9 protein-coding genes are annotated in these 14,829 nt (G+C 59.6%); 7 read left to right on the plus strand and 2 right to left on the minus strand.

Going from position 1 to position 14,829, the window contains the following annotated elements; translation table 11 throughout:
- Window positions 1–59 precede the first annotated feature (59 nt).
- The gene (gene soxR / locus KI797_RS07720) at window positions 60–518 is read left to right on the plus strand and encodes a redox-sensitive transcriptional activator SoxR (protein WP_226172394.1); all 459 of its coding nucleotides are present in this window, start codon (window positions 60–62) and stop codon (window positions 516–518) included.
- 56 nt (window positions 519–574) lie between these two features.
- Entirely contained in the window at window positions 575–1,153 is a 579-nt protein-coding gene (locus KI797_RS07725) for an O-methyltransferase (RefSeq protein WP_226172396.1), read from the plus strand.
- 78 nt (window positions 1,154–1,231) lie between these two features.
- Here the strand turns inward: KI797_RS07725 and KI797_RS07730 are convergent, their stop codons facing one another.
- Entirely contained in the window at window positions 1,232–2,647 is a 1,416-nt protein-coding gene (locus KI797_RS07730; RefSeq protein WP_218409102.1) for an FAD-dependent oxidoreductase, read from the minus strand.
- A 12-nt stretch (window positions 2,648–2,659) separates the two neighbouring features.
- Window positions 2,660–7,117, minus strand: a complete 4,458-nt coding sequence (gltB, locus tag KI797_RS07735; RefSeq protein WP_226172398.1) for a glutamate synthase large subunit — start codon at window positions 7,115–7,117, stop codon at window positions 2,660–2,662.
- Window positions 7,118–7,729: 612 nt separating this feature from the next.
- Here gltB and KI797_RS07740 point away from each other — a divergent pair.
- The 5 genes from KI797_RS07740 (at window position 7,730) to KI797_RS07760 (ending at window position 14,827) form a co-directional block, all read left to right on the plus strand.
- Window positions 7,730–8,665 carry a TIGR01212 family radical SAM protein gene (locus KI797_RS07740; protein WP_226172400.1) on the plus strand — a complete coding sequence of 312 codons (936 nt, stop codon included), beginning with the start codon at window positions 7,730–7,732 and terminating at the stop codon, window positions 8,663–8,665.
- A gap of 372 nt (window positions 8,666–9,037) precedes the next feature.
- Window positions 9,038–11,182, plus strand: a complete 2,145-nt coding sequence (locus KI797_RS07745) for a type I secretion system permease/ATPase (protein ID WP_218409100.1) — start codon at window positions 9,038–9,040, stop codon at window positions 11,180–11,182.
- A complete protein-coding gene (locus KI797_RS07750; protein WP_041205981.1) occupies window positions 11,175–12,590 on the plus strand; it encodes an HlyD family type I secretion periplasmic adaptor subunit in 1,416 nt (471 codons plus the stop codon). Before KI797_RS07745 ends, KI797_RS07750 begins: the two co-directional genes overlap by 8 nt.
- A 35-nt stretch (window positions 12,591–12,625) precedes the next feature.
- Entirely contained in the window at window positions 12,626–13,957 is a 1,332-nt protein-coding gene (locus tag KI797_RS07755) for a TolC family outer membrane protein (protein WP_005328118.1), read from the plus strand.
- Between the two features lie 99 nt (window positions 13,958–14,056).
- Entirely contained in the window at window positions 14,057–14,827 is a 771-nt protein-coding gene (locus KI797_RS07760; protein WP_404801076.1) for a transglutaminase-like cysteine peptidase, read from the plus strand.
- The last annotated feature ends 2 nt before the right edge of the window (window positions 14,828–14,829 follow it).

Genomic DNA, 14,829 nt, shown 5'->3' on the forward strand with positions numbered 1-14,829 from the left:
CTTTTGTCGGGGGAGACAGGATTATGCAAGTTGAAGTTAACTTGAGATCAAGGACGAAGATGGATCGCAAATGGCTGGCCATAGGCCAGATAGCCAAACGTGCCGGCGTGAACGCCAGCGCCCTGCGCTTCTACGAGCAGAAGGGGTTGATCCAGAGCCTGCGCAGCGAAGGCGGCCGGCGTCTCTACCCCCAGGATGTGTTGCGCCGCATCGCCTTTATCCGGGTGGCGCAAGGGATGGGCCTCACCCTCGACGAGATAGCGGGTGCTCTCAGCGGGTTGCCCGATGGTCGCACGCCGGATCGCCACGACTGGGAGCGGATCGCCGGCCAGTGGCAAACGCTGTTGGACAGCCGCATAGCCGCCCTGCAACTGATGAAGCGCAAGCTCACTGCCTGCATCGGCTGTGGCTGTCTGTCGCTGGAGCACTGCGCTCTCTACAACCCGCAGGACCAAGCCGTCTCAGGGGGCTGCGGCCCCCGTTATTTGCTGGGGGATCTGCCCCCTGTCACCGATTGAACCGCGCAGGCCATGGGCAGTGCCGGGTCAGTCTGGATGACTTTCCAGGAGGAAACATGGAACTGGAACAACTCAAACGGGAGCTGGAGCGCTTTGGCGCACACAATGACGGCGAGCAGCAGGCTCGCGGCCACAAGATGCTCAACATCACACGGGATACCGGCGAGCTGCTGGCGCTGCTGGTGCAGACGAGGGGGGCCGACGCCGTGCTGGAGATCGGCACCTCCAACGGCTACTCCACCCTCTGGCTGGCCGAGGCGGTCAAGAGGCTGGGTGGCAGGGTCACCACCATAGAGCAGGACGAGGGCAAGCTGGCGCTGGCGGCGCATAACTTCCAGCGTGCGGGGCTCGAACCCTGGATTGAGCAGTTGGCAGGCGAGGCAGGCACACTGCTGCCCACCCTGCCAGCGGCCGCTTATCAGCTTATCTTCCTCGACTCCGATCGCCGGCACTACCAGGCCTGGTGGCCCGAGATCCAACGCTTGCTTGCCCCTCGCGGCCTGCTGGTGGTGGACAACGCCATCTCCCACCGGGAGGAGATGAACGACTGGATGGCAGAAGTGGCGCAGGATCCGGCCTTCATGATCGCCCTGGTACCGGTGGGCAAGGGGGAGTTTTTGGCTGTGAGGCGCTAGGGGCTGTCACTCTGGGTGATACATAAAAGAACAGCCCCGCATTGGCGGGGCTGTTTGCTTGAGACCTTAACCGGCAGTTTACACGGCCAGGTAGTCCATGATCCCTTCGGCGGCTTTGCGGCCCTCGTAGATGGCGGTCACCACCAGATCCGAGCCGCGCACTGCGTCGCCACCGGCGAACACCTTGGGGTTGCTGGTCTGGAAGGCATGCTCGGCCTGCTCGGGAGCCTTTATGCGATCCCGGTTGTCGAGCTCGATGCCGTGTTCCGCCATCCAGGGCTGGGGGTTGGGCTGGAAGCCAAACGCCATCACCACCGCATCGGCGGCCAGCACCTGCTCGGAACCCTCGATCACCACCGGATTGCGACGGCCGTTGGCATCGGGGGCGCCAAGCTCGGTGCTCACCACCTTGATGCCGCAGGTGCGGCCCTGGGCGTCCAGCTCGACGCCCACAGGTTGAAGGTTGAACATAAATTCCACCCCTTCCTCCTGGGCGTTCTTCACCTCTCGCTTGGAGCCTGGCATGTTCTCGGCATCGCGGCGGTAGGCGCAGATCACCCGGTCGGCCCCCTGACGGATGGCGGTACGGACGCAGTCCATGGCGGTATCGCCACCGCCGAGTACCACCACCTGCTTGCCAGCGAAGTCGATGTAATCGGCCTGGGCCTTCTCGAAGCCCAGCAAGCGGTTCGCGTTGGAGATGAGGTAGGGCAGGGCGTCGTACACGCCGGGGGCCGTTTCGTTCTCGAAGCCGCCCTTCATGTACTTGTAGGTGCCGACCCCGAGGAAGACAGCATCGAACTCGCCAAGGAGGTCTGCGAAGGTAACGTCACGGCCCACTTCGGTCTCGAGACGGAATTCAACGCCCATCCCCTCGAAGATCTCGCGGCGGCGCTGCATCACCTCTTTTTCCAGCTTGAAGGAGGGGATGCCGAAGGTCAGCAGACCGCCGATCTCCGGGTACTTGTCGAACACCACAGGGGTGACGCCGTTGCGCGCCAGCACATCGGCACAGGCGAGGCCGGCAGGGCCGGCGCCTATGACGGCGACCCGCTTGCCGGTCTTCACCACCTTGGAGAGATCGGGGCGCCAGCCCATCTCGAACGCCTTGTCGGTGATGTATTTTTCGATGTTGCCTATGGTCACGGCGCCGAATCTGTCGTTGAGGGTGCAGGCCCCCTCACAGAGTCTGTCTTGCGGGCAGACGCGGCCACACACTTCCGGCAGGCTGTTGGTCTGGTGGGAGAGCTCCACCGCCTCCAGGATGCGCCCCTCGTTGGCCAGCTTCAGCCAGTTGGGGATGTAGTTGTGCACCGGGCACTTCCACTCGCAATAGGGGTTGCCGCAGTCGAGGCAGCGATCCGCCTGCATGCCGACCTGGGCCTGGTTGAAGGGCTCGTAGATCTCCACAAACTGGATCTTGCGGATCTTGAGCGGCTTCTTGGGCGGGTCGACCCGCTGGACATCGATAAACTGGAATACGTTCTGGCTCATAGGGTTCCCTCCTTATTGCGCCTGGATTCTGAGTTCTGCACTGGAACGGCTGGTGTGACCAAGCAGGGACTTGACGTCGCTGGACTTGGGCTTGATCAGCCTGAACTTGGGCACATAGGAGTCGAAGTTGGCCAGGATCTCCTCGGCGCGCGAGCTGCCTGTCTCGTTGAGGTGCGCCGTGATGATGCCGCGCAGGTGCTCCTGATGGATGGCAAGGTCAGCCACGTCCAGCAGTTCCACCAGCTCGGGGTTGGTACGCTTGGCAAAGTTGCCGCACTCGTCGAGCACGTAGGCAAAGCCCCCAGTCATGCCGGCCGCGAAGTTGACGCCGGTGGTACCGAGCACGGTGACGATGCCGCCGGTCATGTACTCACAGCCGTTGTCGCCAATCCCTTCGACTACCGCCAGCGCCCCTGAGTTGCGCACCGCGAAGCGCTCGCCCGCGGTGCCTGCGGCGTAGAGCTTGCCGCCGGTGGCACCGTAGAGGCAGGTGTTGCCGATGATGGCCGCCTCGTGGGACTTGAACGCCACGCCGACGTGGGGTTTGACCACCAGCTTGCCGCCTGTCATCCCTTTGCCCACGTAGTCGTTGGCGTCACCCGTGAGGATCATCTCCAGGCCACCGGCGTTCCAGACGCCGAAGCTCTGGCCTGCGGTGCCGTTGAAGTGCACCTTGACCGGATCGGCGGCCATCCCCTGGTTGCCGTGACGTTTTACTATCTCGCCAGAGAGGCGCGCCCCCACGGAACGGTCGGTGTTGCGGATGTCGTAGCGGAATTCGCCACCGCTCATGTTTTCCACCGCCTCCAGCAGATCCTCCACCATCTTGAGGTTCAGCGGCCCCTTGTCGAAGGTGGGGTTGTGCTGCTGGCTGAACAGGCTGGAGCCTGCCGGTGCCACCGGGCTTGCCAGAATGCCGGACAAGTCCAGCTTGGCCTGACGGGCGGTGAGGCCGGGCAGGGCTTCCAGCAGATCGGTACGACCGATGAGATCGGTGAGCTGGGTGACGCCCAGCTCGGCCATCAGCTCGCGGGTCTCTTCTGCGATGAACTTGAAGTAGTTCATCACCATCTCCGGCAGGCCGGTGAAGTGCTCGCGACGCAGCTTCTCATCCTGAGTGGCAACGCCGGTGGCGCAGTTGTTCAGGTGGCAGATGCGCAGGTATTTACAGCCGAGCGCCACCATGGGGCCGGTGCCAAAACCAAAGCTCTCGGCGCCGAGGATGGCCGCCTTGATGATGTCCAGACCGGTCTTGAGACCGCCATCCACCTGCAGGCGCACCTTGTGGCGCAGGCCGTTGGCCACCAGGGCCTGCTGGGTTTCGGCCAGCCCCAGCTCCCAGGGAGAGCCGGCATACTTGACCGAGCTCAGCGGGCTGGCGCCGGTACCGCCGTCATAGCCAGAGACGGTGATGAAGTCCGCGTAGGCCTTGGCCACGCCGCAGGCGATGGTGCCAACGCCGGGCTCGGAGACCAGCTTGACCGACACCAGGCAGTCCGGGTTGATCTGCTTGATGTCGAAGATAAGCTGGGCCAGATCCTCGATGGAGTAGATGTCGTGGTGGGGCGGCGGGGAGATCAGGGTCACGCCTGGCACGGAGTAGCGCAGTTTGGCTATCTGGGCCGTCACCTTGTCACCGGGCAGCTGGCCACCTTCGCCGGGCTTGGCGCCCTGAGCCACCTTGATCTGTACCACATCCGCGTTCATCAGGTAGTGGGGGGTGACGCCAAAGCGCCCCGACGCCACCTGCTTGATGCGCGAATTCTTCTCGGTACCAAAGCGCTTGGGATCCTCGCCGCCTTCGCCCGAGTTGCTCTGACCGCCGAGGCGGTTCATGGCCACAGCCAGCGCCTCGTGCGCCTCGGGGCCCAGCGCGCCTATGGACATGGCGGCGGAGTCGAAGCGGGGGAACAGCTTGGCGGCGGGCTCGACCTGTTCCAGCTCAACCGGCGTCGTTCCCTGCTTGAGGACGAGCAGATCGCGCAAGGTGGCGACGGGGCGCTCGTTCACCAGGCGGGCGTACTCCTTGTAATCGGCGTAGTTGCCGGAGCGCACCGCCACTTGCAGGGTCTGCACCACGTCTGGGTTGTAGGTGTGGTACTCGCCGCCGTGGACGAATTTGAGCAGGCCGCCCTGGGTCAGCGGCTTGCGGCCGAGCCAGGCCTGGCGTGCCAGATTGACCTGATCCTGCTGGATGTCGGTGAAATCGGCGCCTTGAATGCGGCTGGATACGCCGCGGAAGCAGAGCTCGACCACGGATTGGGAGAGGCCCACCGCCTCGAACAGCTGGGAGCAGCGGTAGCTCGCCACAGTGCTGATGCCCATCTTGGACATCACCTTGTAGAGGCCCTTGTTGATGCCGTTGCGGTAGTTGAGCATGGCCTGACGCAGGCTCATCTTCAGCACCCCTTCCTCGACCTGTTTGGCCAGGGTCTCGTAGGCGAGATAGGGGTAGATGGCGGTGGCGCCAAAGCCCAGCAGCACGGCGAAGTGGTGCGGGTCGCGCACGCTGGCGGTCTCCACCAGTATATTGGCGTCGCAACGCAGGTTGTTGTCCACCAGGGTGCGTTGCACCGCCCCCACCGCCATGGCGGCCGGAATGGGCAGGGTGTCGGCACTGATGTCTCTGTCAGACAGCACCAGCAGTACGGTACCATTGCGGGCCTTGTCGGCCGCGTCGGCACAGAGCCGCTCCAGCGCTGCCTGCAGCCCCTCTTCGGGCTGGTAGTTGAGGCTCAGCACCGCATGGCGGTAGTGCTCCCCTTCCAGCGCCAGCAGTTGGTGGAAGTCGGAGTAGAGCAGGATAGGCGACTGGAACAGCACCCGGTGGGCGTGGCCGAAGGTCTCGTTGAACACGTTCTGCTCGCGACCTATACAGGTGGCCAGCGACATGACGTGGTTTTCCCGCAGCGGATCTATGGGCGGGTTGGTCACCTGGGCGAACATCTGGCGGAAGTAGTCGTACAGGGTACGCTGGCTGGAGGAGAGCACCGCCATCGGGGTGTCATCCCCCATGGAGCCCACCGCCTCCTGGCCGTTCTCGCCGAGCACGCGGATAATCTGATCCAGCTCCTCGTAGGAGTAGCCGAACAGTTTCTGATAGGTCTTGAGCTGATCGTCAGGGAGCTCGCGGGCGCCTGTGCTGGCGTCATCCATCTGCTCGAACGGCACCAGTCGCTTGCAGTGCTTGTCCATCCACTGCTTGTAGGTGTGACGGCTTTTGAGATCGTCATCGATCTCGAAGCTGGTCCACACCTTGCCGTTACTGGTATCCACCACGAACAGCTCGCCCGGGCCGACCCGGCCCTTCTCCAGCACTTCGTCCGGGGTGTAGTCCCAGGTGCCAACCTCAGACGCGAGGGTGATGAACTTGTCCTTGGTGATGACGTAGCGGGCCGGGCGCAGGCCGTTACGGTCCAGGGCGCAGGTGGCGTAGCGACCATCGGTCATGACGATGCCGGCGGGGCCATCCCAGGGCTCCATGTGCATGGAGTTGAAGTCATAGAAGGCGCGCAGGTCGTCATCCATGTTCGGGTGCTTTTGCCATGCAGGCGGGATCAGCAGGCGCATGGCCCGGAACAGGTCCATGCCACCGGCCAGGAAGAGATCCAGCATGTTGTCGAGGCTGGAGGAATCCGATCCCGTGGTGTTGACGAAGGGGGCGGCCTCTTGCAGATCCGGGATCAGCGGGGTGGCGAACTTGTAGCTGCGCGCCTTGGCCCACTGGCGGTTGCCGGCGATAGTGTTGATCTCGCCGTTGTGGGCGAGATAACGGAAGGGTTGCGCCAGCGGCCAGCGTGGGCTGGTGTTGGTGGAGAAGCGCTGGTGGAACACGCAGATGGCGGCCTGCATGCGGATGTCGGCGAGATCCAGATAGAAGCGCGGCAAATCCACCGGCATGCACAGTCCTTTATAGACGGTGACCAGGTTGGAGAGGCTGACCACATAGAAGTAGTCGTCGCTGATGCGCTTCTCGATGCGGCGGCGCACTATATAGAGGCGGCGCTCGAGATCCTTGTCGACCCAGCCTGGCGGCGCGTTGACAAAGACCTGTTCGATGCTGGGCAGGGAGGCCTTGGCGATGGGACCGAGCACATTGGTATCGATGGGCACCTTGCGCCAACCGACCAGACTCAGGGTCTCTCTTTCCAGCTCCTCGTCGATGATGTCGCGGGTCTGCTGGGCCAATACGGGGTCCGGGTTCAGGAACAGCATGCCGACCGCATAGTTGCGGCCCAGGTGCCATCCCTTCTCTTCGGCGACAGCGCGATAGAAGCTGTCCGGTTTTTGCAGCAGCAGACCACAGCCATCGCCGGTCTTGCCGTCGGCGGAGATGCCGCCGCGGTGCTGCATGCGAGCCAAGGCTGACATCGCGAGACGGACAAGCTTGTGGCTGGCTTCCCCTTCCATGTGGGCCAACAGGCCGAAGCCACAGTTATCCCTCTCCAGCTTTGGATCATATAGTGACATTGCATTTCTCCCTTGCTCGGCCTTCCATCGCACTGTCATCAACAGATTGCATAAATTGCGATTGGCTCTTGTGGTTCCGTCCGCCTGAGGTGGCGAATCTCCAAACTAATGGGATTTTCGAGCAAGGTCAATTGGACATCCCGCTTGTTTGCAATGTTACACTGCCATAACAAAATGCGGGTTTCAGAGATGCAATTCGATTTTATCTATATAAAAAACTATTTATTTTATTTTTTAAAGTTTATTGGGCTAGTAATGGAGGGTTTGGTGGTTGACTGCTTCGCGTCACTGAACTGTAGTAATTTTACCAATCCATTCCGTCAGGGGTGGGCGGGGATCACATTTCAGGATCCTGCATCTTGCATTTATTTGTATGCAGGCTATGGGAGATTTTTTCAGTACTAACAGCCGGTTAGAGGGGATGAATTGCTTCCGTTTTCCCTCTTTGTATGAGGCCTGTGGTTTCCAAAAGTAACCTTAAAATCCTGTCTGTGGGTATTTATCGCACGCAATGTGAATATTTATATGATTTTTGGCGGCGGGACAGCTTGATCCAGCTCAGTCTGACGTGGGGCCCGTGCCAGTACAATGACAGCTCATATTGGAGGTGTCATGCAGTTACACGAACTCATCAATACATTCGGCCAAGATCTAAAGCAGCGCCACGGTCAGAAGATCCACAAACTCTCCATCCACGGCGCCTTCACCTGTCCTAACCGGGATGGCACCCTGGGCCGCGGCGGCTGCACCTTCTGCAATGTTTCCTCGTTTGCCGACGAGTCGGCCCAGCAGCTCTCGGTGGTGCAGCAATTGCTGGCCCGCCGGGACGAAGTGACCCGTGCCAAGCGTTATCTCGCCTACTTTCAGGCCTATACCAGCACCTATGCCGAGGTGGAGTACCTGCAACGCATGTATGAGGAGGCGCTGTCGGTCAGCGACATGGTGGGGCTCTGCGTGGGCACCAGGCCAGACTGTGTGCCGGATGCGGTGCTGGATCTGCTGGCGGGCTATCAGGCCCGTGGCTACGAGGTATGGCTGGAGTTGGGGCTGCAGAGCGCCAATGACAAGACATTGCAACGGATCAACCGGGGTCACGGCTATGCCGCCTATGAAGACGCGGTTAGCCGGGCCCACGCAAGGGGCATCAAGGTCTGTGCCCATCTGATTGTCGGCTTGCCCGGTGAGGTGCCGATGGACAGTCTCGATACTCTGCATCGCATCGTTGCGACCGGGGTCGAGGGGATCAAGCTGCATCCGCTCCATGTGGTGGAGGGGAGCATCCTTGGCAAGGCGTGGCAGGCGGGGCGGCTGGAGGTGCTGACTCTGGAACACTATGTGGAGGCTGCGGTGGCCATGATCCAGCAGACTCCGCCCGAGGTGGTTTATCACAGGATCTCGGCGTCGGCCCGCCGTCCGACCCTGCTGGCGCCTGCCTGGTGTGAGAATCGCTGGACCGCCATGGCTGAGATTGCCACTGAGTTGGCTCGAACCGGCCCACAGGGGAGTGCGTTGGGCCGACCCTTCTCACTCGCTTGTGCTCATCAGTGACGACTCTAATTTCATTAAAAAAACAGAGGGTTATTAGATGAAATTCAGTCTTTGCAGTATAGTTTCGTTCAAGTCGCCTTGATAAGATGGTCGGCTTGAAAAAGACATTGTTATCAATAACTCTTTAGTAATTAATGTACCCGGCAGGATATCTCGCCCCCCCTTGCCGTTATTAAATGACGTGCTTGGCTCTTTTCGTTCCGGCTTGACGATGTGCGAGTCTGGCGATGATATTCGATGTCACTGCTCAGTGCGCTAATTGGGTTGTCGGTTCGCGATGATGGAAGCTGCTCTGCGTTCACAGGTCGCCACCGGGTTCCGGGTGATGTATTCCCTGCGACAACCGTCTGAATCATGTTTTGACAGGATGCTATGCAAGCAGAAACCAGCCATATAGATGAGCTACTGGAGTGCCTGGTCTTTTTGACCCGTTTTTATGGTGTGCCCAATAGCCAGGATGCCCTCACAACGGGTTTGCCACTGGTCTCGGGCCGTCTGAGCACGGCACTCTTCAGCCGCGCTGCCGAACGTGGCGGTCTGTCCGCCCGTGAGGTCATCCAGCCACTCGAACAGATATCCCCCCTGCTGTTGCCCTGCGTCTTGCAGACGCGCCATGGCGGCGCCTGCATCCTGTTGGAATGGAGCAAGGACAGGAGCCAGGCCAAGGTCATCTTCCCCCAGGCCGGTGACGCGGCGCAGTGGGTCAGCACCGCCCAACTGGGCGACGAATACAATGGCCGGCTGTTCTTCGTCAAGAAGCAGTTCAAGTTCGATGAGCGCTCCCCCAAGGTACTGGAGACCCGGGATGGTCACTGGTTCTGGAGCACGTTGTTTGAATCCCGCGGCATTTATCGCGATGTGCTGATTGCCTCCATCCTCATCAACCTCTTTGCGGTGGCCAGCCCCCTGTTCACCATGAATGTCTACGACAAGATAGTCCCCAACCTGGCATTCGACTCCCTCTGGGTGCTGGCGGTGGGGGCCATGGTAGTGTTCACCTTCGATTTCGTGATGCGCCAGTTGCGCAGCTACTTCATCGATATTGCCGGCAAGAAATCGGACGTGCTGCTGTCGGCCAAGATCTTTGCCAAGGTCATGGGGATGAAGATGGAGTCCCGCCCGGCCTCGACGGGGGCGTTTGCCAAGCATCTGCAGGAGTTTGAATCGGTGCGGGAGTTCTTCACCTCCGCCACCGTATCGACCCTGATTGATCTGCCGTTCGCGGTCTTCTTCCTCTTCATCATCTGGCTGTTTGCCGGTGTCATGGTGGTGGTGCCCATCGTCGCCATGCTGATCCTGGTGGCCTACAGCTTCTACATCCAGGCACCCCTCAAGCAGTCCATCGAGGAGGGCTCTCGCCTGGCCTCTCAGAAGAACGCCAACCTGATCGAAAGCATATCCGGCCTTGAGACCGTCAAGATTTTCGGCGCAGAGAGCATGTTCCAGCATCGTTGGGAGCAGGCGGTGTCCCACATTTCGACCTGGGGTGTGCAAACACGACGCATCACCAACTCCATGTCCTCTCTGGCGAGTTATATCCAGCAGGTGGTGACCGTAGGACTGGTCATTGTCGGGGTCTACCAGATTTCTGAAGGGCTGGTGACCATGGGAGGCATGATTGCTGCAGTCATGCTGTCCAGCCGCGCCATCGCACCCATGGTGCAGCTCTCCGTGCTGTCGACCCGCTACAACCAGGCCAAGTCTGCCTTGGAGATCCTGGAGAAGATCATGATGACGCCGGGCGAGCAGGAGGAGGGCAGGCAGTACATCCACCATCCTGTCATCCAGGGGCGTATCGAGTTCGAGAACGTCTCTTTCAAGTACCCGGGCATGGAAAGCAGCACCCTGCACAACATCAACCTGCGTATCGAGCCGGGGGAGAAAGTCGCCATCATAGGACGGATAGGGGCGGGCAAGACCACCCTGGAGAAGCTGTTGATGGGACTCTACCGACCCACTGATGGTCTGGTGCGCCTTGATGGCTTCGAGCTGGATCAACTGCCGCCGGCCGCCATTCGCCGCAATATCGGCTGTGTGCCGCAGGATGTGACCCTGTTCTTTGGCTCGGTGCGAGACAACATCATGCTGGGCAACCCGCTGGTAGACGATGCCCGGGTCGTTCGCGCCGCCAAGCGGGCCGGTGTCACCAACTTTACCAATCGGGATCCCAATGGGCTGGACAGGCAGATAGGCGAGGGTGGGCGCCAGCTCTCCGGTGGTCAGCGTCAGGCCATTTTACTGGCCCGTGCCCTGCTCAACGATCCGCCCATTCTGGTGATGGATGAGCCCACGTCCAACATGGACAACCAGTCAGAGATGCATGTGAAGCAGGAGCTGGCAAGGCTGGGGCCCGAAACCACCCTGATCCTCATCACTCACAAGACCTCCATGCTGGATGTGGCCTCCCGGGTCATCGTCGTGGAACAGGGGAAGATAGTGGCTGACGGCCCCAAAGAGGCGGTGCTGCAACAACTGAAGGAAGGCAAGGTGCGGGTGCAGGAGACGGCCAATGGCTAACAACTGGTTCAAGAGAACGGCATCAGACAAGGTGTTGCCCGCTCCCGAGCACCTCGAGTATGTCGATGATGGTGCTGCCGCCGTCTTGCTGAGCACACCAACCCGCGCCAGGGTGCTGCTCTGGGCCTGTTTCCTGTTTTTCATGAGCGCCATCGTCTGGGCAGCCTGGGCCGAGCTTGACGAAGTCACCATCGGCCAGGGCAAGGTGATCCCATCTCGCCAGTTGCAGGTTATCCAGAACCTGGAAGGGGGGATCGTCAAAGAGATCTTCGTCAAGGAGGGGGACATAGTCGAAAAGGGGCAGCCTCTGCTGCGCATCGACGATACCCGCTTCAAGTCGGACTTTCGCGAGCGTGAACAGGAGCTGGTGATCCTCAAGGGCGACATCGCCCGCCTGCGTGCCGAGATCCGCAGTGTGGTGGTAAAGCGAGAACCCAACCTCGGCTGGCGTGAGCAGGTGGTCATCGACAAGCAGCCCATCGTCTTCCCCGAAGGATTTGAGAATGTCTTTGCGGAATACGTGGCCCGTGAAAAGTCGGTACAGGACGAGAGGCTCAACAATTTGAACAACCAGCTCTACATTCTCGGTCAGCAGATCGAGCAGAAGGAGCAGGAGACCATAGAGCTCAATGCCAAGATCAGGACAGTGAGCCGCAGCGTGGATTTGGCCCGTCAGGAGCTGAACATCAGTCGGCCTCTCGCAAAAGAGGGTATAGTTCCCCAAGTGGAGCTAATCAAACTGGAACGGCAGGTCAACGAGATGCAGGGAGAGCTGGAAGCCAACCGGTTGCTCATCCCCAAACTCAACTCCGTGCTGCGGGAAACCATCTCCAAACGCAATGATATCGCCTTGAAGTTCAGAGCGGACTCCCAGACCGAGCTCAATGAACGCCAGGGCAAGCTGAGCCAGTTGTCAGAGGGCCAGGTCGGTCTGCGAGACAGGGTCGATCGCACCAGCGTGATTGCGCCTCTCAAGGGCACCATCAAGAAGCTCAAGATCAATACTCTGGGCGGGGTTGTTCAGCCGGGCATGGATCTGATGGAGATAGTGCCGCTGGAGGATACCTTGCTGGTGGAAGCCAAAGTATCACCCAAGGACATCGCGTTCCTGCGACCCGGACTGGAGGCCGTGGTCAAGATAACCGCTTATGATTTCACTGTTTATGGAGGTTTACATGGCAAGGTTGAGCAGATAAGCGCCGACTCGATCCAGGATGAGGAGGGCAACTCCTTCTATCTGGTTCGGGTGCGTACCGAGAAGAGTTATCTGGGCGATGAGCTTAACGCACTTCCCATCATCCCCGGTATGTTAGCCAGTGCAGATATTATTACTGGTAAAAAGAGTGTCCTAGACTACTTGCTGAAACCCATCTTGAGGGCTAAGCAGTCGGCACTGAGAGAACGATAAGCCAACAATCTAAAAACAACATGACTGGAGATACCATGAAGAAGACGATTGTTGCCATGCTGGTTAGTGGCACCATACTGTTCCCGGGCCTGAGCCAGGCACAAACACTGGAACAGTCAGTGGCACAGTCACTGGCTACCCATCCGAAAATCAAGGAAGCTTTTGATCTCTATCAGGCACGACTGTATCAGCATGATGGAGCCAAGGGCGGCTACTATCCCACCATCGATCTACGTGGCGGCGTTGGTTACGAGAAGACCGACAGCCCCTCGACCCGTGCGGCGGGCGCCAACTCGCAGACGATCGATGATTCCATGACCCGAAAGGAGGCCGGGATCAGCCTGCGCCAGATGCTGTTTGACGGTTTCGATGTCAGCAGCAACGTGGCACGGACCGATGCCGCCGCCCAGGCCCAGCGTCTTGCCATGATTTCCGAGGCGGAGAACACGGCGCTGCGTGTGGCCGAGGTGTACCTCAACATGCTGCGTCAGCAGGAGATCCTGGAACTGTCCAAGCAGAACCTCGAAACCCACGAGCAGATCCGTAGCGACATCCAGAAACGGACCGATTCCGGTCTTGGTTCGACGGCGGATCAGACCCAGATCGATGGGCGTGTTGCGCGGGCCTACTCCAACCAGGCTGCGGCAGAGAACAACTACCGGGATGCCGAGAGCGAGTTCATCCGTGTCGTGAACGAAGTGCCCAAGGATCTGGTGCTACCGGCCCCCAACAGCCAGTTGCTCCCCGCCACCCTGGAGGATGCACTGAAGACGGCTACAGAGGTGCACCCGACCCTGTTGTCCTCTCTGCAAGACATCGAAGAAGCCAAGTATCAGCATGAAGGCTCCAAGTCCGGGTTCTACCCGAACGTGGCCTTCGAGGTGGATCAGAACTGGAACGAGGATATCGATGCGGTCAAGGGGCGTAACGACGATCTCACCGCCATGGTCCGGATGCGTTACAACCTGTTCCGTGGTGGTTCCGATCTGGCAGAAAGCAAGGCCACCTCGGCACTCTATTCCCAGGCAAAAGATATTCACCTGAACGCCTTCCGTCAGGTGGAAGAGGGAACCCGCCTCGCTTGGAATGCCAAGGAGTCGCTGGCCAAGCAGAAGGTCTTCCTGAAAGAGCACGTGGACGCCAGCTACGACACCGTACAGGCGTACAAGAAGCAGTTTGGTCTGGGACAACGGACCTTGCTGGACGTGCTGAACACGGAAAACGAACTGTTCGAGGCCCGTCGTAGCTACATCACGGCCGAGTATGATTCCCTGTTAGCGGATTACCGTATCCTCAATGCCACCGGGGGACTGCTCAATGCCATGAATGTCCAGCCGCCCGCCGAGTGGCAGGCCAACAACAACTGATGGTTATCGTGCTGATGCCATCTCAGTCAGAAAAAATGGCTGCAGCTTGCTGCAGTCATTCTTTTATGAATCTGGTTTTCAACTGAAGATTGCGATGGAATGCCGCAGGGGAAACATGTGACATCGTGGTACAAGGCTGGGAGCTTCAGGCTCTTTTGGCCAGCATGGTCCATCCGCCCCGTGCAACGTTGGCGGCTCCACCTGCTGTGGCTGGTTCTGTTGTCGATCCCTCTGCTGCTCAGCGCCAGCCAGCCTTTGTCACCAGAAGATCTGACGCTGGTCAAGCGGGCGGAGGAGACGTATGGCCCTCGTGCAGGCAAGCGAGTCACCAGCTGGCGCACTCTGGCCCTTCAGAGCCGGACTGCGGGTCTGGCAGAGCGGCAGAAGCTGGAGAAGGTGAACCAGTTTTTCAATCAGATGCAATTTATCGATGACATCAAGCTGTGGCACAAGAAGGATTATTGGGCGACCCCGCTGGAGTTTTTGGGGGCGGCTGGTGGAGATTGTGAAGACTTCAGCATTTCCAAGTACTTTACGCTGCTGGAACTTGGCATTCCGGATGAAAAAATGCGGATGGTATATGTCAAGGCATTGGATTATAACCAGTTTCATATGGTTGTTGCCTATTATGAAACGCCCGCATCAGTCCCTCTCATTCTGGACAATATTGTCGGCGCCATTCGCCCGGCCAATCAGCGGGCGGATCTGATGCCAATTTACAGCTTTAACGGTAGTCACTTGTGGTTGATGAAGGCGCGTAGTCAAGGGGAACTGGCCGGGCACTCATCCCGCTTGGGATTATGGACTGACTTACGCAATCGCATGACTTCAGGGCGATTGGCTCGGCCTGTGGTGAATTTGGATGATTAACC

The sequence above is a fragment of the Aeromonas media genome, from assembly GCF_020423125.1.
Classification (GTDB): domain Bacteria; phylum Pseudomonadota; class Gammaproteobacteria; order Enterobacterales; family Aeromonadaceae; genus Aeromonas; species Aeromonas media.

Excerpts from the sequence above, each read along its gene's own strand:
- KI797_RS07760 (WP_404801076.1), top strand. The coding sequence starts at position 14,057 with ATGCCGCAGGGGAAACATGTGACATCGTGGTACAAGGCTGGGAGCTTC.
- KI797_RS07750 (WP_041205981.1), top strand. The coding sequence starts at position 11,175 with ATGGCTAACAACTGGTTCAAGAGAACGGCATCAGACAAGGTGTTGCCC.
- KI797_RS07725 (WP_226172396.1), top strand. The coding sequence starts at position 575 with ATGGAACTGGAACAACTCAAACGGGAGCTGGAGCGCTTTGGCGCACAC.
- gltB (WP_226172398.1), bottom strand. The coding sequence starts at position 7,117 with ATGTCACTATATGATCCAAAGCTGGAGAGGGATAACTGTGGCTTCGGC.
- KI797_RS07740 (WP_226172400.1), top strand. The coding sequence starts at position 7,730 with ATGCAGTTACACGAACTCATCAATACATTCGGCCAAGATCTAAAGCAG.
- KI797_RS07730 (WP_218409102.1), bottom strand. The coding sequence starts at position 2,647 with ATGAGCCAGAACGTATTCCAGTTTATCGATGTCCAGCGGGTCGACCCG.
- KI797_RS07745 (WP_218409100.1), top strand. The coding sequence starts at position 9,038 with ATGCAAGCAGAAACCAGCCATATAGATGAGCTACTGGAGTGCCTGGTC.
- soxR (WP_226172394.1), top strand. The coding sequence starts at position 60 with ATGGATCGCAAATGGCTGGCCATAGGCCAGATAGCCAAACGTGCCGGC.
- KI797_RS07755 (WP_005328118.1), top strand. The coding sequence starts at position 12,626 with ATGAAGAAGACGATTGTTGCCATGCTGGTTAGTGGCACCATACTGTTC.